The following is a 20537-nucleotide window of genomic DNA, read 5'->3' on the forward strand; positions in this document are numbered from 1 at the left end:
TCTCACCAGCCGCTCAGACCTCGAGGACCTGGCGCTTGTTGTAGGTGCCGCAGCTCGGGCACGCAATGTGCTGGAGCTTCGGCTCCTGGCAACGCTCGCACGAAACCAGGGTGGGGACCGCAGCCTTCCACTGCGACCGGCGGTGGCGCGTGTTGCTGCGCGACATCTTCCGCTTCGGAACAGCCACGGCTACTTCTCCTGCTTCTCGTCGACGCCTGCTTCGGCGCCGCCCATGTTGTCCTTCTCGCCGTCCTGAACGGTCTCGGCGAGTCCTTGCAGTGCCGCCCAACGAATGTCGACGGCATCGTGGTGATGGCCAGGATTCTCGTCCAGCCTGATTCCGCATTCGGAACACAGACCGGCACAGGTCTCCTTGCACACCGGCTGCAGCGGCAGTGCGAGCACCACCGCGTCACGCAGCACCGACTCGAGGTCGAACAAGCCGTCCTCGAGGAAAAACCTGTCCTCGTCGTCCTCGGCGTCGTCGACCGGCTCCGCAGTCCTGCTGCGGCCCCGGTCATCGGCGTCAGGGTACGAGAACATCTCCTGGAAGTCCGCCGAAACCTCTCGGCTCAGCGGCTCCAGACACCTTACGCACTCCGCCTCGGCCGTCGCACGGGCGGTGCCTGTGACAAGCACCCCTTCCATGACCGACTCCAGGCGGAGGTCGAGCGCCACGGGCGCGCCTTCCGGCACACCGATGACTCCGTCGATACCCAGGTCCTGGGGTGCCTCCACCGAGCGGGTCAGCCGCTTGAGGGCACCAGGACGCCGACCCAGCTCGCGCGTATCGAACACGAGAGGGTTGCGGTGGTCGAGGTGGCCGTTCAGGGCTTTTCCTGCTTTCGAGATCATGTGCGTCGCGCTGTTCGGGGAAGGCTGTCCCGGCTTCGAATGAGAAGCGGGCAGCCGGGATCGCGGACATAGGCGCGACCGAACAGCCAGGATACTGGACACACCGCCCAGCACCCAATCGGGCCCCTCCCGCCCCGGACGGGTCCGGTCAGCGCCCCTGTTCGTAACGGCGCAGCTGCTCCAGATCGATCATGCTCGTGTCGAAGAGGCTGGTCTCGTCGAGCGCGCTCTCGCCCTGTTGCGCGGGGGGCTGGGCGGGCTGCTGCGGCCAGCCGTACTCCTGCTGCTGGGGCTGTCCCTGCTGGGGGTCGTAGCCCTGCTGCGCGTAGGCGGCGTACGGGTCGGGCTGCTGCTGGTATCCGTAGGCGTCCTGCTGGACGGGCTGGTCCTGGTACGCGTACGTCTGCGCGTACTGCGGCTCCGGCTGCGCCTGGGCCGGGAAGTCCGGCGCGGGGAAGTCCGGTGCCGGGTACTCGGGCTGCGCCGGGTAGTCCGGCTGTGCCTGGAAGCGGGACTGCTGGGGCACGGGCTCCGGCGTGGAGAGCCCGGCCAGGCCGGCCCAGTGGTCCTCGTCGCTGGTGTGCCCCTGGCTGCCCGCCGCGTCCTGGGCGGCCATGTGCGCCCCGAGGTCGTCGCTGGCCACCCGGCCGTGCAGCTTCTGCCGCCCCCGGCCGACCGCTTCCAGGGTCTTGGCGAGCACGGCCTCGAACGCGCCGAGCTTGGTGTCGACGTACTCGTCCGCCCGCCGCTGGAGCGTCTCCGGGTCGGCGCTGCGCTCGGGCGCCTCGGCGAAGTCCGGGTCGTCGTAGCCCTGGCCTTCGTAGTCCCGGCCGCGGCCGAGGAGCTTCTCGCGGCCCCGGTCGACGGAGCCGATGGTCTTGGTGAGGACGACCTCGAAGTTGGCGAGCTTGCTGTCGACGTACTCGTCGGCCTCCGCCCTGACCTCTTCGGCGTCCTTGCGGGCCTCCGACAGGATGCGGTCGGCCTCCTCCTGGGACCGGCGGGCGATCTCCGTGTCCGAGATCAGCGAGCCGCGCTGGGCGTGGGCGGACTCGATGATCCGCTCGGCCTCCTGGCGGGCCTGCTCGACCAGCTGCTCGCGGCCGCCGATGAGCTCCTGGGCGTGGGCGAGGGAGCCGGGCAGGGCCTCCCGTACCTCTTCGAGCATGGCGAGCAGCTCGGCGCGGTTGACCACGCACGACGCCGACATGGGCATGGACCGGGCGTTCCCTACCGCCGCGACGATCTCGTCGAGCTTCTTCTGCACGTCCACCGTGTGCTCGCCACTCTCTGCTGCTGTTGGAGACGGACGGGACGACTGTAAGGCCAGTCGGCTCCCGTCCGACACCTGGTGACGGACGCTCAGCGCCTCACTTCTGGCCCAGACGCTCCGTAAGGGCCTCGTGGACCCTGGGCGGCAGCAGGTGGGAGACGTCGCCGCCCCAGGTCGCCACTTCCTTGACCAGGGAGGACGACAGGAAGCTGTACGTGGGGTTGGTCGGCACGAAGAGCGTCTCGACGCCGGAGAGGCCGTTGTTCATCTGGGCCATCTGCAGCTCGTAGTCGAAGTCGCTGACGGCCCGCAGGCCCTTCACGATCGCCGGGATGTCGCGCTGCTTGCAGAAGTCGACCAGAAGGCCGTGGAAGGACTCGACCTCGACGTTGCCGAAGTCGGCGGTGACCTCGCGGATCAGCTCGATCCGCTCCTCCACCGTGAAGAGTCCCTGCTTGGACTGGTTGATCATGACCGCGACGTGTACGACGTCGTACAGCTTCGAGGCGCGGCCAATGATGTCGAGATGGCCATTGGTGATGGGGTCGAACGACCCCGGACAGACGGCGCGGCGCAACGTGATTCCCTCCCTCTCCGGTCCGGTCATCGTGCGTCTTCGCACGTAGAGGCGGCGCGACCGTACCAAAGCGTTCCCTCGCCGTAGCGACGGGCCCGCAATGGCTCGAATCCCTTGGGCCAGTTGAACTCTCCGCCTCTGGTGCTGCGCTCCACGGTGACGAGCGCATCGGCGGTGAGCCAGCCCTGGGTACGGAGTGTGAGGAGAATCTCGCCAAGATCGTCGTCCGTGACGGCGTACGGCGGGTCCAGGAACACCACGTCGTAGGGCTCGGCGGGCGCCGGTCCTGTCACGATCTGTTCGGCTTTGCCGGCACGGACCTCCGCGCCGGGCAGACCGAGCGTGCGGACGTTGTCCCGCACGACGCGGACGGCCCTGGCGTCGGACTCGACGAGCAGCGCGTGGGCGCCGCCCCGGGAGAGCGCTTCGAGGCCCACCGCACCGGATCCCGCGTACAGATCCGCGACTCTGATGCCCTCCAGGGTGCCGAGGAGCGCCTCCCAGGTCGAGAAGAGGCCCTCACGCGCCCGGTCGGACGTGGGGCGGGTGCCGGTGCCGGGCGGGACGGCCAGGCGGCGTCCGCCGGCCGAGCCGGCGATCACGCGGGTCATGGGTGTCTGGTCCTAGGGTCGTGGGTGGCACACAGGTCGGTACGCGTGCCGTGCACCCACGATATGGCGTCCGGGCGGATCGGGCCCCGGTCACCCCTTGTCGAGATACTCCTCCCGCTCCTTGTCCAGGAGCGCGTCCAGGGCCGTACGCAGCTCCGGCAGGTGCTCCAGCGCCGGGTCGGCCGCGACGATGACGACGGCCTCCTCGCGGGCGGCGGCGATGACCTCTTCGTCGTCGATGACGCTGAGCACCCGGAGAGAGGAGCGGACGCCGGACTGGGCCTGGCCGAGGACATCGCCCTCGCGGCGCTGCTCCAGGTCGATCCGGGAGAGCTCGAAGCCGTCGAGGGTGGCGGCGACCGCGGAGAGCCGGGCCCGGGCGGGGCTCGCCTCGTGGGCCTCGCTGACCAGCAGGCAGAGGCCGGGCGCGGAGCCACGTCCGACGCGGCCGCGCAGCTGGTGCAGCTGGGATACGCCGAAGCGGTCCGCGTCCATGATCACCATCGCGGTGGCGTTGGGGACGTTCACACCGACCTCGATGACGGTCGTGGCGACCAGGACGTCGACCTGCCCCGCGGCGAAGCGGCGCATCACGTCGTCCTTGTCGTCGGGGTGCATCCTGCCGTGCAGCACCTCGATCCGCAGCCCCGCGAGCGCTCCCTTGCCCAGCTGCCCGGCGATCTCCAGAACGGCGAGCGGAGGCCGCTTCTCGCCGTCGTCCTCGGGGGCCGCGTCCTTGGCGCCCTTCCCCTTCTTCCCCTTCTTCTCCGCGGCCTCGTCGGCGTCGTCACCGATGCGGGGGCAGACGACGTACGCCTGGTGGCCGTTCTCCACTTCCTCGCGGACCCGTTCCCAGGCGCGGCTGAGGAAGTGCGGCTTGTCCTTGGCGGGGACGACATGGCTGGCGATCGGCGAACGGCCCGCGGGGAGCTGGTCCAGTACGGAGGTCTCCAGATCGCCGAAGACCGTCATCGCGACCGTACGGGGAATGGGGGTGGCGGTCATGACCAGCAGGTGGGGCGGCTGTTTGCCCTTGGAGCGCAGGGCGTCGCGCTGCTCCACACCGAAGCGGTGCTGCTCGTCGACGACGACGAGGCCCAGGTCGTGGAACTGCACCTTGTCCTCGATCAGCGCGTGCGTACCGATCACGATCCCGGCCTCACCGGTGACGAGGTCGAGCAGCGCCTGCCGGCGGGCCGGGACGCCCATGGACCCGGTGAGCAGCACGACCTTGGTGCCCAGGTCCGAGCCGCCCAGCATGCCGCCCTCGGCGAGCTCCCCCATCATCTCGGTGATGGAGCGGTGATGCTGCTGGGCGAGCACTTCGGTGGGCGCGAGCATGGCGGCCTGCCCGCCCGCGTCGACGACGCCGAGCATGGCGCGCAGGGCGACCATCGTCTTGCCGGAACCGACCTCGCCCTGGAGGAGACGGTGCATCGGGTGTTCGGTCGCCAGGTCGTCGAAGATCTCCTTGGAGACCTTCTCCTGGCCCTCGGTGAGCGTGAACGGCAGCTTCGCGTCGAAGGCGTCGAGCAGGCCGTCCGGTACGGACCCGCGGGCGACGGCGGGGAGTTGGGTGTCGGCGTAGCGCCGGCGGGCCAGGGCGACCTGGAGGACGAATGCCTCGTCCCACTTCAGCCGCTCCCTCGCATCCGCGATGTCGGCCTTGGTCTGCGGGCGGTGGATCTTGAGCAGTGCCTCGGGCAGCGTCGTGAAGCCGCGCCCCTCGCGCAGGGCGGGCGGCAGCGGGTCGACGGCGTCCCGGGCGCTGGGCAGCACCGCGTCGACGGCCTTGGCGATCCGCCAGGAGTCGAGCTGTTTGCAGGCCGGGTAGATCGGCAGCAGCTTCCCGGCGAAGGCGTCGACCGCCTCGGTGGCCTCGTCGGTCTCCGCGGCGTCGAGCAGCTGGTACGTGGGGTGCGCCAGCTGCATCTTCCGGTTGAACACGGAGACCTTGCCCGCGAACAACGCGCGCCTGCCGGGCAGCAGTTCCTTGTGCGGCTTGTGGACGCCGTGGCCGAAGAAGACCAGTTGGAGCCGGCCGCTGCCGTCGGTGAGGGTCACTTCGAGGCGCTTGCCCCTGCCGTTGTTGAACACCATGATCCGCGCGTCGGCGACCTGCGCGACGACAGTCACGTGCTCGTCCAGCGGGAGGTCGGACAGCGCCGTGAGCTGGCCGCGCTCCTCGTACCGCCGCGGGTAGTGGTGCAGCAGATCACCGACCGTGTGCAGGTCGAGGTGTTCGGCCATCACCTTCGCGGTGGCTCCGCCGAGCAGCTTCTTCAGGGGTTCATCGAACGAAGACACGCGGTCCATTGCACACCACGCCACTGACAAATGTCCGGCGGGCGCCCCACGGCGGGCCGACGGGCCCCTACTCGACGCCGATCAGCAGGGGTGCCGCCTGGCGGCCGCCCCGGTAGACCACCGTGTCCACGGCCAGGTACCCCTCGCGCACGTGCTGGGACAGCGCGTCTGCCAGTGCGTCCGGCACGTCCTCGCCGAGGACCAGCGTGACGAGTTCGCCGCCCGCCGACAGCATCCGGTCCAGGACCGTGCGGGCCGTCGCGGGCACATCGGCTCCGATCACGGCGACGTCCCCGTCGATCAGGCCGAGGATGTCACCGGCCTGGCAGATGCCCGCCATGGTCCACGACTGCCGCTCGGCGACGGCCAGTTCGGCGTACCGGGTGGCTCCGGCGGCGGCGGTCATGGCCACCACGTCCTCGTCGAAGCCGCGCTCCGGTTCGTGGACGGCGAGGGCGGCGAGGCCCTGGACGGCGGCGCGGGTGGGGATCAGGGCGACCCGGACGCCTTCGGCGCGTGCCTGCTCGGCCGCGGCTCCGGCGGTGTGGCGCAGCACCGTGTCGTTGGGGAGGAGGACCACTTCGCGGGCGTGGGCCCGGCGGATCGCGTCGACCAGTTCGCCGCTGGCGGGCGGTTCCCCGGGGCGCGCGAGCACGGTGGTCGCCCCCGCCTCCGTACACAGCCCCGCGAGCCCGTCGCCCGGGACCACGACGACGACCCCGCGCTGGGCGGGCTCGGCCTGGGCGTGGATCCGGTCGGCGCCGAAGTGGGTGATGCGGATGCGGTACGGCCTGCCCGCCTCGACCCCGGCCTCCACGGCGGCGCCCGCGTCGTCGACATGGACGTGGACGTTCCACAGTCCGTCGCCGCCCACCACGACGAGTGAGTCACCGAGTCCGTCCAGCCGGGCCCGCAGCCGGGCGACGGCCTCGTCGCGGGCCTCCAGCAGGTAGATCACCTCGAAGGCCGGTCCGTCCGCGGCGGCCGGCGCGCAGTCCTCCGCCGGCCCGGGCAGCCCCGCGGGCACGGCCCACGACGTCCGCGCCGGCGCCTGCCCCGACACCGTTTCCAGCAGCGCTCCCAGTACGGCCACCAGGCCCCGCCCGCCCGCGTCCACGACCCCCGCCCGGCCGAGGACGGCGAGCTGGCCGGGGGTGGCGGAGAGCGCGGTGCGCGCACCCTCGTACGCCGCTTCCGTCACCGCCGTGAGGCCGCCGTCCGTGCGTTCCGCCGCCTCGGCCGCCGCGGTGGCCACGGTCAGCACCGTGCCTTCGACGGGGTGGGCGACGGCCTGCCGTGCTGCCGCCGCCGCCCTGGTCAGGGCCGCTCGCAGGTGGTCCGCGTCCCCGCCGTCGGCCAGCACCCCGGCCATACCGCGCAGCAGCTGCGCGAGGATCGTGCCGGAGTTCCCGCGGGCGCCGATCAGTGCGCCGTGCGCCATGGCCCGTACGGCATCGGCCCGGTCGGCCACGGAGGAACCGGTCTCATGGGCGGCGAAGACCGCTTCGACGGCGGCCGCAGCGGATTCCACGGTCAGATAGAGGTTGGTGCCGGTGTCCCCGTCGGCCACGGGATAGACGTTGATCGCGTCGATCTCCTCGCGCTCCCGGCCCAGGGCCTCCAGCGCCAGTGAGCACCAGGTGCGCACCGCGACGGCGTCCAGATCGTCGGGGAGCTGCGGCACCTGATGGTCCTCCTTGAAGCGGCCGTCGGCGGCGGGTTGCACCGCAGACTAGCCCCCGGGCCATGGCTCCGGCGGGGACAGGGGCGGGGCCGGCGACCGGGTGAGCCATGGTAGTTTCGTATCTCCGACGCAGCCGTTGTATGCTGCTTCGGTTGCCCGGCGAGAGTCGGGCCATTCCCTCCGGTACCGCCACTTCAGTCAAATGAATCCGGCGCGCCGGAATTCACTGTAAGTGCATCTGAAGTCTTTGGAGTGACCCGTGGCTGCCAACTGCGACGTTTGCGGCAAGGGGCCGAGCTTCGGCAACAGCATTTCGCACTCGCACCGCCGTACGTCTCGTCGCTGGAATCCCAACATCCAGCGCGTGCGTGCCGTGGTCGGGCGGACGCCGAAGCGGCTCAACGTCTGCACCTCGTGCATCAAGGCCGGCAAGGTCGCGCGCTGACGTCTCGTCGTAGCGCAGCCTTACCGGTTGCCCAAAAGGCCGGTCCACCTCGGTGGACCGGCCTTTTGCTTTGCCCCGGCGCGCTGCGGCGCCTCGCGGGGCCGCGTCAGTGCGACGTACGCGTCAGCCAGCCGTGGTCGACGGGGCCGATCCCGCCGCCGAGCGGGAAACCCGCCGCGATCGCCCCGGTGACGTACTCCTTCGCGGCCCGGACGGCCGACGGTACGTCCCTGCCCAGCGCCAGACCGCACGCGATGGCGGAGGCGAGGGTGCAGCCCGTGCCGTGCGTGTGCCGGTTGTCGTGCCGGGGTGCGCGCAGCCAGTGCTCCTCGTCGCCGTCCGTGAGCAGGTCCACGGCCTCGCCCGGCAGATGACCGCCCTTGATCACCACCCAGCGCGGCCCGTACGCCAGGATCTCGGCGGCGGCCCGCCGCATCCCGGGTTCGTCGGTGACGGTGAATCCCGTGAGCTGCGCCACCTCGTCCAGGTTGGGCGTGGCCACGGTGGCGACGGGCAGCAGTTTCGTCCGTACGGAATCCAGCGCCTCGGCGGCCAGCAGCGGATCGCCGTGCTTGGAGACGCCGACCGGGTCGACGACGACGGGTGCGTCCGTCTCCGCGAGGAGCGCGGCGACCGTCTCGACCAGGGCGGCCGAGGAGAGCATGCCGGTCTTGACGGCCTGGACGCCGATGTCGTCGACGACGCTGCGGTACTGGGCGCGTACGGCCTCCACCGGAAGCTCCCAGGCGCCCTGGACGCCCAGGGAGTTCTGCGCGGTCACGGCCGTCAGCACGCTCATGCCGTGCACTCCGAGGGCCAGCATCGTCTTCAGGTCGGCCTGTATGCCCGCACCGCCGCCGGAGTCGGACCCGGCGACGGTGAGGACACGAGGCAGTACAGCGGTGCGTATGGGCATACGCGGCAATCTACTGGGCGTCCTCGATGTCCCCGAAATGGTCCCAGCCGCCCTTGCTGGTCCACGGTGCGCCGTCGACGGTCACCTGGGGCAGCGCCGAGGGATTGAGGACCTCGCCGATCACCTTCCAGCGGGCCGGCAGCTTCACGTCCGGCGGGAAGGTCGCCACGATCGCGTGGTCCTCTCCCCCGGTGAGCACCCACTGCAGGGGGTCGACGCCGACGGCCTGGCCGATGTCGGACATCTGCGAGGGGATGTCGATGAGTCCGGAGCGCAGGTCGATGCGCACCTTGCTGGACTCCGCGATGTGCCCGAGGTCCGCCACGAGTCCGTCGCTGACGTCCGTCATGGCGGTGGCGCCGAGCCCGGCGGCCGCGGGGCCCGCGTGGTACGGCGGTTCGGGTCGCCGGTGCGCCTCGACGAAGGCGCGCGGTGAGCGGAAGCCCCGGGAGAGCACGGCGAAACCGGCGGCGGACCAGCCGAGCCAGCCGGTGACGGCGACGACGTCGCCGGGCCTGGCGCCGCCCCGGGTGACGGGCTCGTGGTTGCGCAGGTCCCCGAGGGCGGTGATCGCGATGGTGATGGTGTCGCCGCGGACGACGTCGCCGCCGACCACGGCGGCGCCCGCGACCTGGCACTCGTCACGGATGCCGTCCATCAGCTCGCCCGCCCAGGTGACCGGGAGTTCGGCCGGCACGACCAGGCCGAGGAGCAGCGCGGTGGGCACGGCGCCCATGGCTGCGATGTCGGCGAGGTTCTGCGCGGCGGCCTTGCGGCCGACGTCGTACGCCGTCGACCAGTCGCGGCGGAAGTGCCGCCCCTCCAACATGATGTCGCTACTGGCCACGACCCTGCGGTCGGGAGCGGCCACGACCGCGGCGTCGTCGCCGGGTCCCAGCCGTACCGCCGGAGTGGTGGTGAGCCGGGAAGTGAGCTCTCTGATGAGCCCGAACTCCCCCAACTCGCCCACGGTTCCCTTCACCGAGTCTCACCTCTCATTTATCGCACCGGACACCTGTCCGGGCTGCTTCAGCGGACCGAGGTCCCGGCCGTGGGCCGTCGGCCGCCGGGGGCAGTCCGCCCCTGGACGTACTGGCATGTCTGTCCCCCTTATGCACCGGTGGGCTTGCGGTCGCGTGCCGTCGCTGCTGTCGGTACCGTCAAGAGATACGTCAACTTCTGTCTTCCGTACGCCACGCTGTGGGCGCCGTCCGGCCCGCAGGTCTCCCCGCGGCCCGCGGCGACGCGATACCGTGGCGTCCCTTTCCCCCACATGATCCTCGTGGCCGCCCTGGAGGTTCCGTGGTACAGGCGTACATCCTTATTCAGACAGAGGTGGGCAAGGCGTCGACAGTCGCCGAGACCATCGCGAAGATCCCGGGAGTCATTCAGGCAGATGACGTCACAGGCCCCTACGACGTGATCGTGCGCGCTCAGGCCGACACCGTCGACGCACTCGGCCGCATGGTGGTGGCCAAGGTCCAGCAGGTGGACGGCATCACGCGAACACTGACCTGCCCGGTCGTCCACCTCTGACCCCCGTCTAGGCTGGGCCGGTGACGTATTCCGGCCGCCGGCTCCCCCGTTCGCTGTTCCTCGCCCCCTCCGCCGCCGTGCTCGTCCTGGCCGCGGCGGGCTGCTCCTCCAGCGACGCCCAGGCATCGATCACGGTTCCCACGCCGTCTTCGGAGGCCGCCGCGTACTGCGAAGCGCTGCACGAGGAGCTGCCGAAGACCGTCGCCGGAATGGACCGGAGCGATCCCGAGCCTGCTTCCGGCCTCACGGCCGGATGGGGAGACGGGGCGATCGTACTGCGCTGCGGCGTCCCCCGGCCCGCGAAGATGGAGGACGCCCAGTCGGACGCGATCACCGCGGACGGCGTCAACTGGCTGCTGGAGCAGCGGGAAGGCGCCGGTCCGCGGTTCACCACCACGTACCGCAAGGCGTATGTCGAGGTGACGCTCCCCGTGGAGTACGCCCATGACGTCACCCCGCTGGCCGAGTTCGCGGCGCCCGTCAGGAAGACGGTTCCCGAGAGCCTGTAGGCCCCGGGGTCTTCCGACGGGCGCGGCAGAACGTCAGCGCAGGCCCGTGGGCCGGTCCAGCGCCGCCTGGATCAGCCGGTCCACCAGTTCCTGGTAGTCCACACCGCTCTCCTGCCACATCCGCGGGTACATGGAGATCGGCGTGAAGCCCGGCATCGTGTTGATCTCGTTGATGACGAAGTCGCCCTCGTCGGTGAGGAAGAAGTCGGCGCGCACGAGGCCCTCGCAGGAGGTGGCCTCGAAGGCGGCGACGGCGAGCCGCTGGACTTCGGCCGTCTGCTCCTCGGTGAGCGGAGCGGGTACGAGCCCGGCCGCCGAATCGATGTACTTGGCCTCGAAGTCGTAGAAGTCGTGCGAGGTGACCGGGGGGATCTCGGCGGGCACGCTGGCGCGCGGGCCGTCCTCGAACTCCAGCACGCCGCACTCGATCTCGCGCCCCCGCAGCAGCGACTCCACAAGGAACTTGGGGTCGTGGCGGCGGGCCTCCTCGATCGCCTCGTCGAGGGCCGAGAGGTCGTCGACCTTGGTGATGCCCATCGAGGAACCGCCGCGGGCGGGCTTGATGAAGAGCGGGAAGCCGTGCTCGGCGGCGAAGTCCACGATGCGCTTGCGGGCGGTGGGACGCTCGTTGTCCCATTCGCGGGGGCGCACCACCTCGTACGGGCCGACGGGCAGCCCGAAGGAGGTGAACACCCGCTTCATGTACTCCTTGTCCTGACCGACCGCGGAGGCCAGGACGCCGGCGCCGACGTAGGGCACACCGGAGAGCTCCAGGAGCCCCTGGAGCGTGCCGTCCTCACCGTAGGGGCCGTGCAGCACCGGGAAGACGACGTCGACCTCTCCGAGCGCCTTGGGGACCGCGCCCGGTTCGGTGTAGACGACCTCGCGGCTGCCGGGGTCGACGGAGAGTACGACACCGCCTTCGTCGGACTCCGCCAGCTGGGCCACGTTCGGCACCTTGCGGTCCGTGATGGCCATGCGTCCGGGATCGTCGGCGGTGAGCGCCCAGCGGCCGTCCGTGGTGATGCCGATCGGCAGGACGTCGTACTTGGTCCGGTCGATGGCGTTCAGTACGGCGCCGGCCGTGACGACCGAGATGCCGTGCTCGGAACTGCGGCCGCCGAACACGACGGCCACCCGCGGCTTACGGCCCTGCACAGGGCTCTCGGGGCTCTCAGGGCTCTGGGGGAGGTTCTCGCTGCTCATATCGCGATGAGCGTACCTTGCAGGCCCGGGGCCGAGGAGTGCGCAGGCACGGGGCGTGCCGCGGTGTCCTCAGCGTCGCTCGGGCTTGGCGCTGCGCGACATCAGTTCCTTGAGCGCGACGACCGGCGGCTTGCCTTCGTGCACGATGCCGACGACGGTCTCGGTGATGGGCATGTCGACTCCGTGCCGGCGCGCCAGATCGAGCACCGATTCACAGGACTTGACGCCTTCGGCGGTCTGCCGGGTGGCGGCGATCGCCTGCTGGAGCGTCATCCCGCGGCCGAGGTTGGTGCCGAAGGTGTGGTTCCGCGAGAGCGGTGAGGAGCAGGTCGCCACCAGGTCGCCGAGGCCCGCGAGTCCGGAGAAGGTGAGCGGGTCGGCTCCCATGGCCAGGCCCAGGCGGGTGGTCTCGGCGAGGCCGCGGGTGATGAGGGAGCCCTTGGCGTTGTCGCCGAGCCCCATGCCGTCGGCGATGCCGACGGCCAGGCCGATGACGTTCTTGACGGCGCCGCCGAGCTCGCAGCCGACCACGTCGGTGTTGGTGTAGGGGCGGAAGTACGGGGTGTGGCAGGCGGCCTGGAGGCGCTGGGCCACCGCTTCGTCCTGGCAGGCGACGACGGCGGCGGCGGGACGGCGCTCGGCGATCTCCTTGGCGAGGTTGGGTCCCGTGATGACCGCGACGCGGTCCGCGGCGACCCCGGTGACGTCGGCGATGACCTCGCTCATCCGCTTGGCGGTGCCGAGTTCGACGCCCTTCATCAGCGAGACGAGCACCGTGCCCGATTCCAGGTGCGGGGCCCAGTCGGCGAGGTTCGCGCGCAGGGTCTGCGAGGGCACGGCGAGGACGGCGAAGTCGGCGCCGCGCAGGGCCTGTGCGGGGTCGGTGGTGGCGCGGACCGAGGCGGGGAGTTCGATGCCCGGCAGATAGTCCGGGTTGGTACGGGTCGTGTTGATGGCCTCGGCGACCTCCGCGCGGCGGCCCCAGAGGGTCACGTCGCAGCCTGCGTCGGCGAGGATCATGCCGAAGGCCGTACCCCATGAGCCGGTTCCGAAGACGGCTGCCTTTGCGGGGTGCGTCACGTGGGTCCCTTTCCCTCTGCCTTGCGCCGCTGCTCAGCGCGTGCCTTGCGGTGATCGTAGAGCTCGGCGGGTGCCTTCTCGCCCCGTACGACCTCCAGCTGTGCGGTGATCGCGGCCATGATGACCTCGGTCACCTGGCGCAGCACCTCGGGTGTGGGCTCCTGGCCGTAGAAGCGGTCGAGGTCCACCGGCGGACCGGCCTGCACCTGGAGCGTCTTGCGGGGGAAGAAGCTGAACTTCTTCTGCTTGGCGTACGGCGGCATCGCGAGGTTGGCGCCCCACTGGGCGACGGGGATGACCGGCGCCTTGGTCAGCAGCGCGAGCCGGGCGGCGCCGGTCTTGCCGGCCATCGGCCACATGTCGGGGTCGCGGGTGAGGGTGCCCTCGGGGTAGAACGCGACGCATTCGCCCCGCTCGATCGCGTCGACGGCGGCGCGGAAAGCGTCCAGCGCATTGGTCGTCTCGCGGTAGACGGGGATCTGGCCTGTGCCTCGCAGCATCATTCCGACGAAGGGGGTACGGAACAGCGCCGCCTTCGCGAGCAGCCGCGGCACCCGGCCGGTGTTGTACTGGAAATGTCCGTACGAAAGCGGGTCCAGGTACGAGTTGTGGTTGACCGCGGTGATGAATCCGCCCTCGGTCGGAATGTGCTCCATTCCCCGCCAGTCGCGCTTGAACAGGACCAGCAATGGCGGCTTTGCGATGACCGCCGCCAGGCGGTACCAGAAGCCGATTCTGCGGCGGGACACTCGGACACCTTCCTCTAAGACCTGACCTGCTGCCTGGCTGCCGGCGGTCACGTCTCGCCCCAGGCCCCTGCTCTGTCGAGAACACCGTACGCCTCGCCTTCCGGGCCGGACCTCCGGGTTGTCACACCGGCAGGCGAGAATAAGTCGCGATGCGTACGGAGGGGGAGATGGCCACGAACACCGATCCGGCCGGGTCCTGGTCCCTGGTCGTCCCGCTGAAGCCGCTCGCCCGGGCCAAGAGCAGGCTGGGGCGCACGGAGGGCGGACTGCTCAGACCCCGCCTGGCCCTGGCGTTCGCCCAGGACACGGTGGCCGCGGCACTGGCCTGCCCAGCGGTGCGGGATGTGGTGGTCGTCACGGACGATCCGGTGGCCGGGGCGGCGCTTTCGGCACTGGGGGCGCGCGTCGTGGCGGACTCACCGGCGGCCGGGCTCAACGCGGCGCTGTCGCACGGGGCGCGTTCGGTGCGGGCGATGCGGGCGGGTGCGGCGGTGGCGGCGCTCAACGCGGATCTTCCCGCACTGCGCCCCGAGGAATTGGCGCGGGTGCTCGATTTTTCCGCCGAATTTCCCCGTGCATTTGTGACGGATGCGGCGACAATCGGTACGACATTTCTGTCGGCGGCGCCCGGTGTGGAATTGAGCCCGGCTTTCGGGGGCCCTTCGAGGGCCCGGCACCTGGCTTCGGGAGCCACCGAAATCACGCTGTCCGGACTCGACTCGGTCCGCCGGGACGTGGACACCGGTGACGATCTGCGGGTGGCGCTGACCCTCGGGGTCGGCCCGCACACCGCGGGGCTGCGCGCCTCGGCGGGTCCCGCGCGGGACCGATAGGCTGCCGTTCATGCAGGCGACCGCGTACACGTACGACTCCGAGTCCCGCACCGGCAGTGTGCTCCTCGACGACGGCACCCCGATGGACTTCGACGCCCCGGCCTTCGACGCGGGCGGCCTGCGGCTGCTGCGCCCGGGGCAGCGGGTGCGCATCGAGACGAGCGGCGAGGGCGCCTCGCCGCGGATCAGCCTGGTGACGCTCCAGACGTTCTGATCCCTCCGGCCGCTCTCTTCGGAGCTCGGGAAAGCCCGCGGGCCGGGCTCCCCTGGGGGAGCCCGGCCCGGCGCGTGTGAGAGGAACGAGCGTCGCCCGTTCTCACTTCTTGCGTGCAGTGGCCTTCTTGGCCGTGGTCTTGCGCGCCGTGGTCTTCTTCGCGGGCGCCTTCTTCGCCGTGGTCTTCTTGGCGGGCGCGGTCTTGCTGGCGACGGCGGCCTTCTTCGCCGGGGTCGCCTTCTTCGCCGGAGCGGCGGCCGTCTTCGTGGTGGCGGCCTTCTTGGCGGTCGCCGTGGCCTTCTTCGCCGTGGGCGTGGCCTTCTTGGCGGTGGCGGTGGTCTTCTTCGCCGTCGCCACGGTCTTCTTGGCGGTGGCCTTCTTCGCCACGGCCTTCTTGGCGGTGGCCTTCTTGGCCGCGGCCTTGGCCGTCGTACGGGTGGAAGAACCGCCCGAGAGGCTGCCCTTGGGCGCCTTCTTCACGGCCACATCGTTCTTGGGGAGCTTCTTCGAGCCGCTCACCAGGTCCTTGAAGCCCTGTCCCGCACGGAAACGGGGCACGGACGTCTTCTTGACCCGCACGCGCTCACCCGTCTGCGGGTTGCGGGCGTAGCGGGCGGGGCGGTCGACCTTCTCGAACGAGCCGAAGCCGGTGACCGAGACACGGTCCCCTGCGACAACTGCGCGGACGATCGCGTCGAGTACCGCATCGACAGCGTCTGCGGCCTGCTGACGGCCGCCGACCTTGTCGGCAATCGCTTCTACGAGCTGCGCCTTGTTCACGTCTTCCCCTTCGGAGACATTGCCAGAACGAAAGTGTTCAAGCTTTTTCGCACGTTAGGCAGATATATACCGCAAATCAAACACGAAACGGGCTAATCACCCTAGTGCCGCAACGAAGTCGACCGCTGCGCAGTTCCGCAGAGTCAGTCACCTTCGGGGAATCGGCGCTCATCGAGGTCCTTCATCAACCGGTCCAGACGCCTTGCTGCATCTGGGAGATCGTGCTTTGCCGCGGCCGTGATGACCAGCAGCTTCCGGGACAGCGCCATCCGTACGCCCTCCGGGACTTGCAGTGTGCGCACTGTTGCGTGCGCTTCCTTCAATCGGTCGGCGACTTGGCCATAGAGCTTGAGTTGGCTGTCGCGTTCCATGCACCGATTGTGCCATCTGGGGCGAGTTGTCGCCCGAGGGGGGCTCAACAAGCGACTGCGCCCCCTGCCCGAAGGCAGGGGGCGCAGTCATGGAAAAGCGCTGCTCAGACGTCAATTGTACGCGGCTTGTGGGTCGGCCTTGCCGCCTCATAAGTCGCAATGTCCGCTTCGTTCTGAAGGGTGAGGCTGATGTCGTCGAGGCCGTTCAGGAGCCGCCAGCGGGCGTTCTCGTCGAGCTCGAAGTCGGCCGTGATGCCCTCCGCGAGGACCTGGCGCTTCTCCAAGTCGACGGTGATCTCGGCCGTTGCGTCGGCCTCCGTCAGCTCCCACAGCGCGTCCACGACCTTCTGGTCGAGCACGACGGTCAACAGACCGTTCTTCAGCGAGTTGCCGCGGAAGATGTCGGCGAACCGGGAGGAGATGACGGTCTTGAAGCCGAAGTTCTGCAGGGCCCAGACGGCGTGCTCACGCGAGGAACCGGTGCCGAAGTCGGGACCCGCCACCAGGACCGAGGCGCCCGCCCGCTCGGGGCGGTTGAGGACGAAGTTCTCGTCCTTGCGCCACGCCTCGAAGAGCCCGTCCTCGAAGCCGTCCCTGGTGACCTTCTTCAGCCAGTGGGCGGGGATGATCTGGTCGGTGTCGACGTTGCTGCGGCGCAGCGGGACGGCCCGGCCGGTGTGTGCGGTGAATGCTTCCATGGCTATCGGACTCCGGCGGACGTGAGGACATCGGACAGGTCGGCGGGCGAGGCCAGATGGCCCAGCACCGCGGTGGCCGCGGCGACCTGCGGGGAGACCAGGTGCGTACGGCCGCCCTTGCCCTGCCGGCCCTCGAAGTTACGGTTCGAGGTGGACGCCGAGCGCTCGCCGGGGGCCAGCTGGTCGGGGTTCATACCGAGACACATCGAACAGCCGGCGTGCCGCCATTCGGCGCCCGCGGTGGTGAAGACCTTGTCCAGGCCCTCCTCGACGGCCTGGAGCGCGACGCGCACGGAGCCCGGCACCACCAGCATCCGCACACCATCGGCGACTTTGCGGCCGTCCAGGATCGCCGCCGCGTTGCGCAGGTCCTCGATGCGGCCGTTGGTGCAGGAACCTACGAAGACGGTGTCGACGTTGATGTCGCGCAGCCGCTGGCCCGCGGTCAACCCCATGTATTCCAGGGCCTTTTCGGCGGCGTGCCGCTCCGAGGCGTCCTCGTACGAAGCAGGGTCGGGGACGTTGGCCGACAGGGGTGCGCCCTGGCCGGGGTTGGTGCCCCAGGTGACGAACGGCGCGAGTTCGGCGGCCTCGATGACGACCTCGGCGTCGAAGACGGCGTCGTCGTCGGTGCGCAGGGTCTTCCAGTACTCGACGGCCGCGTCCCAGTCCTCGCCCTCGGGGGCGTGGTCACGGCCCTGGAGGTAGTCGAACGTCGTACGGTCCGGGGCGATCATGCCCGCCCGGGCGCCGGCCTCGATCGACATGTTGCAGATGGTCATCCGGGCCTCCATCGAGAGCTTCTCGATGGCGGAGCCGCGGTATTCGAGGATGTAGCCCTGGCCGCCGCCGGTGCCGATCCGGGCGATGATCGCCAGGATCAGGTCCTTGGCCGTGACACTGTCGGGCAGTTCGCCCTCGACGGTGATCGCCATGGTCTTCGGGCGGGCCAGCGGCAGCGTCTGGGTGGCCAGGACGTGCTCGACCTGGCTGGTGCCGATGCCGAACGCCAGCGCGCCGAACGCGCCGTGCGTAGAGGTGTGGGAGTCGCCGCAGACCACGGTCGTGCCGGGCTGCGTCAGCCCGAGCTGCGGGCCGACCACGTGTACGACGCCCTGCTCGACGTCGCCCAGCGGGTGCAGCCGGACGCCGAAGTCCGCGCAGTTCTTGCGCAGGGTCTCCAGCTGTGCGCGGGAGACCGGGTCGGCGATCGGCTTGTCGATGTCGAGGGTCGGGGTGTTGTGGTCCTCGGTGGCGATGGTGAGGTCGAGGCGCCGCACCGGGCGTCCGGCCTGCCGGAGACCGTCGAACGCCTGCGGGCTGGTCACCTCGTGCAGCAGGTGCAGATCGATGAAGAGAAGGTCGGGCTCGCCCTCCGCGCGCCGGACGACGTGGTCGTCCCAGACCTTCTCCGCGAGTGTCCTACCCATCGCTTTCCCTCCGGCCGGCGTCTTCGCCGGCCCAACTAGAGATTCGGTGCGCCACCGTCCGGACCCCCGTGCGGGGCGATGGCTACGGGCCGTTGTGTGGCCGCCCGTACAGGTTCGCAACTTCCGCCGGAAATTGAACTTGCGTTTCACAGAGTGAGACGCGAGTATCGTCGTATGGACAACTCTAGCGGCGTCGGCGTTCTCGACAAGGCAGCTCTGGTATTGAGCGCCCTGGAGTCCGGTCCGGCCACCCTCGCCGGGCTGGTCGCGGCGACCGGGCTCGCACGACCCACGGCTCATCGACTGGCCGTGGCACTGGAACACCACCGCATGGTGGCGAGGGACATGCAGGGCCGTTTCATTCTCGGCCCCCGGCTTTCGGAGCTCGCGGCAGCGGCCGGTGAGGACCGTCTCCTCGCGACGGCCGGACCGGTGCTCACACATCTGCGCGACATCACGGGCGAGAGCGCGCAGCTCTACCGCCGGCAGGGCGACATGCGGATCTGCGTGGCAGCGGCGGAACGGCTGTCCGGACTCCGGGACACCGTGCCGGTCGGCTCCACGCTCACCATGAAGGCCGGCTCGTCGGCGCAGATCCTGATGGCCTGGGAGGAGCCGGAGCGCCTGCACCGGGGTCTCCAGGGCGCCCGGTTCACGGCGACGGCACTCTCCGGCGTACGCCGCCGGGGCTGGGCCCAGTCGATCGGCGAGCGGGAACCGGGCGTCGCCTCGGTCTCGGCGCCGGTGCGGGGGCCCTCGAACCGGGTGGTCGCCGCCGTATCGGTCTCCGGGCCCATCGAGCGGCTGACCCGGCACCCGGGGCGGATGCACGCCCAGGCGGTCATCGACTCGGCCGCGCGACTGAGCGAGGCCCTGCGCCGCACGGGCTGACGTACCACCCGCCCCCCATCCACCTCTCCCGGAAGGCCGCCCCAGCGCCGTGGCGGCCCCGTTCGGCCTTTCGTTCGGCCTTTCCAGCCGGACTGGGCGACGTACAACGGGAAAAGGCCCCCACCGAGGTGAAGGGCCTTTTCCTGTCGAGCTGTTGTACCCCCGACCGGATTCGAACCGGCGCTACTGCCGTGAGAGGGCAGCGTGCTAGGCCGCTACACAACGGGGGCTTGTTACTTCGGACTTGCGCTGGGCTACCAGGACTCGAACCTAGAATGACGGTACCAGAAACCGTAGTGTTGCCAATTACACCATAGCCCATGGTGTTACAAGTACCCCCGACCGGATTCGAACCGGCGCTACTGCCGTGAGAGGGCAGCGTGCTAGGCCGCTACACAACGGGGGCCCTAGCGATCCTGCATCAAGAACGTGGGTGCGACCCAGATGTTCTCGCGGGAAGGATCTGTACCCCCGACCGGATTCGAACCGGCGCTACTGCCGTGAGAGGGCAGCGTGCTAGGCCGCTACACAACGGGGGCTTGTTACTTCGATCTTGCTTGTACTTCGGACGTGCGCTGGGCTACCAGGACTCGAACCTAGAATGACGGTACCAGAAACCGTAGTGTTGCCAATTACACCATAGCCCACTGAAACGCAACCCCTGCGGGGTTTCATTTCTGTCTGCGCTTCCCTGGCGGATCTTTCGTCCCGCTCGGGCGGCGCAGGAAGAACACTACCCGAAGGTGTCCGGCGCTCCAAAACGGGTATTGCCTGTCAGCAGTCCGGGCAGCTGATCGAGCCCGGTGATCCGTACGAGATCAGGCCGGCCGCCCCGGTCGTCCCGGTCCAGCCAGATCCCCGTCAGACCGGCGGCCACGGCCCCACCTGCGTCGATGTCGGGTTCATTGCCCACGTACGCCACCTCGTGCGGAGCCAGCGCGAGAGCCTCGCAGGCGGCGTGGAAGGCCGCGGCCTCGGGCTTGGAGATCCCCAGCTCGGCCGCGCACAGCACCGACTCGAACCGGTCCCGTACGCCGAGAACGGTCAGCTTGCGATGCTGGTGTTCCAGCGAGGAGTTCGACAGGACGGCGTGCCGGTACGCACCCGCCAGCGCGTCCAGCACGGGCACGGTGTCCGGGAAGAGCGCCCAGGCCGCCTCGTAGTGCCGGATGTGCCGGCCGAACCACTCGTCGGCCTCGTCGTCGCTGAGCGGACGCCCGAGGAAGTCTCTGGCCCGGTCGCGCCGCTGCCCCTCCCAGTCGGTACGTCCCGCCGCGAAGCGCTCCCAGTGCCGCTGGGCGAGGTCCTGCCAGGCGTCGAGGGCATCTTGCGCGGAGCGGTAGCCGTCGGGCAGCCCTTCGGCCTCCATATGCCTGCTGAGACCGGTGGCAGCCGCTGATCCGTAGTCGAAGAGGGTGTCGTCAACGTCCCAGAGGACGGCTCTGATCGCCATGGGCCGACTCTAACGGCCCCGTTACGCGTACGGGCCCGGGGGGGGGGGGGGGGGGGGGGGGGGGTGGGGGGGGGGGGGGTGGGGGGGGGGGGGGGGGGAGCGTGGTTGTTGAGAAGGGG

At 70.1% G+C, this 20537-nt stretch carries 23 protein-coding genes and 5 tRNA genes; 6 read left to right on the forward strand and 22 right to left on the reverse strand.

Features of this window, described 5'->3' with window-relative positions; all coding sequences use genetic code 11:
- Positions 1–13: 13 nt before the first annotated feature.
- From rpmF to AC07FA_RS28970, 7 genes are all read right to left on the reverse strand, one after another.
- Positions 14–187: a 50S ribosomal protein L32 gene (rpmF, locus tag AC07FA_RS28940; protein ID WP_003965982.1), complete on the reverse strand. Its 174-nt coding sequence runs from the start codon at positions 185–187 to the stop codon at positions 14–16.
- A gap of 2 nt (positions 188–189) precedes the next feature.
- On the reverse strand, positions 190–855 hold the full coding sequence (locus AC07FA_RS28945; RefSeq protein ID WP_479079366.1) for a YceD family protein: 666 nt from the start codon (positions 853–855) through the stop codon (positions 190–192).
- 148 nt (positions 856–1003) lie between these two features.
- Positions 1004–2128, reverse strand: coding sequence for an ATP synthase F0 subunit B (locus tag AC07FA_RS28950; RefSeq protein ID WP_479079250.1), 1125 nt, complete (start codon positions 2126–2128; stop codon positions 1004–1006).
- Positions 2129–2225: 97 nt separating this feature from the next.
- A complete protein-coding gene (coaD, locus tag AC07FA_RS28955) occupies positions 2226–2705 on the reverse strand; it encodes a pantetheine-phosphate adenylyltransferase (RefSeq protein WP_328911531.1) in 480 nt (159 codons plus the stop codon).
- A gap of 26 nt (positions 2706–2731) precedes the next feature.
- Positions 2732–3316: a 16S rRNA (guanine(966)-N(2))-methyltransferase RsmD gene (gene rsmD / locus AC07FA_RS28960; RefSeq protein ID WP_479079251.1), complete on the reverse strand. Its 585-nt coding sequence runs from the start codon at positions 3314–3316 to the stop codon at positions 2732–2734.
- Between the two features lie 90 nt (positions 3317–3406).
- Positions 3407–5632, reverse strand: a complete 2226-nt coding sequence (gene recG, locus AC07FA_RS28965; protein ID WP_479079252.1) for an ATP-dependent DNA helicase RecG — start codon at positions 5630–5632, stop codon at positions 3407–3409.
- A 58-nt stretch (positions 5633–5690) separates the two neighbouring features.
- Entirely contained in the window at positions 5691–7307 is a 1617-nt protein-coding gene (locus AC07FA_RS28970; RefSeq protein ID WP_479079367.1) for a DAK2 domain-containing protein, read from the reverse strand.
- A gap of 259 nt (positions 7308–7566) precedes the next feature.
- Here AC07FA_RS28970 and rpmB point away from each other — a divergent pair, with 259 nt between their 5' ends.
- Positions 7567–7752: a 50S ribosomal protein L28 gene (rpmB, locus tag AC07FA_RS28975; RefSeq protein WP_003965989.1), complete on the forward strand. Its 186-nt coding sequence runs from the start codon at positions 7567–7569 to the stop codon at positions 7750–7752.
- Between the two features lie 106 nt (positions 7753–7858).
- Here the strand turns inward: rpmB and thiD are convergent, their stop codons facing one another.
- Together thiD and AC07FA_RS28985 are read right to left on the reverse strand one after the other, a co-directional pair.
- Positions 7859–8668 carry a bifunctional hydroxymethylpyrimidine kinase/phosphomethylpyrimidine kinase gene (gene thiD / locus AC07FA_RS28980; protein ID WP_479079253.1) on the reverse strand — a complete coding sequence of 270 codons (810 nt, stop codon included), beginning with the start codon at positions 8666–8668 and terminating at the stop codon, positions 7859–7861.
- 10 nt (positions 8669–8678) lie between these two features.
- On the reverse strand, positions 8679–9650 hold the full coding sequence (locus AC07FA_RS28985) for a thiamine-phosphate kinase (RefSeq protein WP_479079254.1): 972 nt from the start codon (positions 9648–9650) through the stop codon (positions 8679–8681).
- Positions 9651–9970: 320 nt separating this feature from the next.
- Between AC07FA_RS28985 and AC07FA_RS28990 the strand changes: the two genes are divergently transcribed.
- Both AC07FA_RS28990 and AC07FA_RS28995 read left to right on the forward strand, forming a co-directional pair.
- The gene (locus tag AC07FA_RS28990) at positions 9971–10204 is read left to right on the forward strand and encodes an Lrp/AsnC family transcriptional regulator (RefSeq protein WP_479079255.1); all 234 of its coding nucleotides are present in this window, start codon (positions 9971–9973) and stop codon (positions 10202–10204) included.
- Between the two features lie 20 nt (positions 10205–10224).
- A complete protein-coding gene (locus AC07FA_RS28995; protein ID WP_479079256.1) occupies positions 10225–10713 on the forward strand; it encodes a DUF3515 domain-containing protein in 489 nt (162 codons plus the stop codon).
- Positions 10714–10746: 33 nt separating this feature from the next.
- On the opposite strand, the gene AC07FA_RS29000 is transcribed toward AC07FA_RS28995, so the two are convergent.
- The 3 genes from AC07FA_RS29000 to AC07FA_RS29010 form a co-directional block, all read right to left on the reverse strand.
- Positions 10747–11919 carry a D-alanine--D-alanine ligase family protein gene (locus AC07FA_RS29000; RefSeq protein WP_479079257.1) on the reverse strand — a complete coding sequence of 391 codons (1173 nt, stop codon included), beginning with the start codon at positions 11917–11919 and terminating at the stop codon, positions 10747–10749.
- A 69-nt stretch (positions 11920–11988) separates the two neighbouring features.
- Positions 11989–12999: an NAD(P)H-dependent glycerol-3-phosphate dehydrogenase gene (locus tag AC07FA_RS29005; protein WP_479079258.1), complete on the reverse strand. Its 1011-nt coding sequence runs from the start codon at positions 12997–12999 to the stop codon at positions 11989–11991.
- Positions 12996–13748 carry a lysophospholipid acyltransferase family protein gene (locus AC07FA_RS29010; RefSeq protein ID WP_479079259.1) on the reverse strand — a complete coding sequence of 251 codons (753 nt, stop codon included), beginning with the start codon at positions 13746–13748 and terminating at the stop codon, positions 12996–12998. The genes AC07FA_RS29005 and AC07FA_RS29010 overlap by 4 nt, the downstream gene beginning before the upstream one ends.
- A gap of 149 nt (positions 13749–13897) precedes the next feature.
- Here AC07FA_RS29010 and cofC point away from each other — a divergent pair, with 149 nt between their 5' ends.
- Together cofC and AC07FA_RS29020 are read left to right on the forward strand one after the other, a co-directional pair.
- The gene (cofC, locus tag AC07FA_RS29015) at positions 13898–14581 is read left to right on the forward strand and encodes a 2-phospho-L-lactate guanylyltransferase (RefSeq protein ID WP_479079260.1); all 684 of its coding nucleotides are present in this window, start codon (positions 13898–13900) and stop codon (positions 14579–14581) included.
- 10 nt (positions 14582–14591) lie between these two features.
- Positions 14592–14795 (forward strand): hypothetical protein, encoded by a 204-nt coding sequence (locus AC07FA_RS29020; RefSeq protein WP_479079261.1) that lies wholly within the window; start codon positions 14592–14594, stop codon positions 14793–14795.
- Between the two features lie 102 nt (positions 14796–14897).
- Here the strand turns inward: AC07FA_RS29020 and AC07FA_RS29025 are convergent, their stop codons facing one another.
- The 4 genes from AC07FA_RS29025 to leuC form a co-directional block, all read right to left on the reverse strand.
- On the reverse strand, positions 14898–15575 hold the full coding sequence (locus AC07FA_RS29025) for an HU family DNA-binding protein (protein WP_479079262.1): 678 nt from the start codon (positions 15573–15575) through the stop codon (positions 14898–14900).
- Between the two features lie 143 nt (positions 15576–15718).
- Positions 15719–15946, reverse strand: coding sequence for an SCO5555 family protein (locus AC07FA_RS29030; RefSeq protein WP_479079263.1), 228 nt, complete (start codon positions 15944–15946; stop codon positions 15719–15721).
- Positions 15947–16050: 104 nt separating this feature from the next.
- On the reverse strand, positions 16051–16644 hold the full coding sequence (leuD, locus tag AC07FA_RS29035; protein ID WP_479079264.1) for a 3-isopropylmalate dehydratase small subunit: 594 nt from the start codon (positions 16642–16644) through the stop codon (positions 16051–16053).
- Positions 16645–16646: 2 nt separating this feature from the next.
- Positions 16647–18074: a 3-isopropylmalate dehydratase large subunit gene (gene leuC, locus AC07FA_RS29040; RefSeq protein ID WP_479079265.1), complete on the reverse strand. Its 1428-nt coding sequence runs from the start codon at positions 18072–18074 to the stop codon at positions 16647–16649.
- A 174-nt stretch (positions 18075–18248) separates the two neighbouring features.
- On the opposite strand from leuC, the gene ndgR reads away from it, so the two are divergent.
- Entirely contained in the window at positions 18249–18965 is a 717-nt protein-coding gene (ndgR, locus tag AC07FA_RS29045; RefSeq protein WP_003966003.1) for an IclR family transcriptional regulator NdgR, read from the forward strand.
- Positions 18966–19122: 157 nt separating this feature from the next.
- On the opposite strand, the gene AC07FA_RS29050 is transcribed toward ndgR, so the two are convergent.
- From AC07FA_RS29050 to AC07FA_RS29075, 6 genes are all read right to left on the reverse strand, one after another.
- Positions 19123–19195: transfer RNA gene (locus AC07FA_RS29050), tRNA-Glu, on the reverse strand.
- Between the two features lie 19 nt (positions 19196–19214).
- A tRNA-Gln gene (locus AC07FA_RS29055) sits at positions 19215–19286 on the reverse strand.
- Positions 19287–19298: 12 nt separating this feature from the next.
- Positions 19299–19371: transfer RNA gene (locus tag AC07FA_RS29060), tRNA-Glu, on the reverse strand.
- Positions 19372–19431: 60 nt separating this feature from the next.
- Positions 19432–19504: transfer RNA gene (locus tag AC07FA_RS29065), tRNA-Glu, on the reverse strand.
- 36 nt (positions 19505–19540) lie between these two features.
- Positions 19541–19612, reverse strand: a tRNA-Gln gene (locus AC07FA_RS29070).
- Positions 19613–19698: 86 nt separating this feature from the next.
- Positions 19699–20418: an HAD family hydrolase gene (locus tag AC07FA_RS29075; protein ID WP_479079266.1), complete on the reverse strand. Its 720-nt coding sequence runs from the start codon at positions 20416–20418 to the stop codon at positions 19699–19701.
- Between the last annotated feature and the right edge of the window lie 119 nt (positions 20419–20537).

The sequence above is a fragment of the Streptomyces sp. NPDC045968 genome, assembly GCF_056430475.1.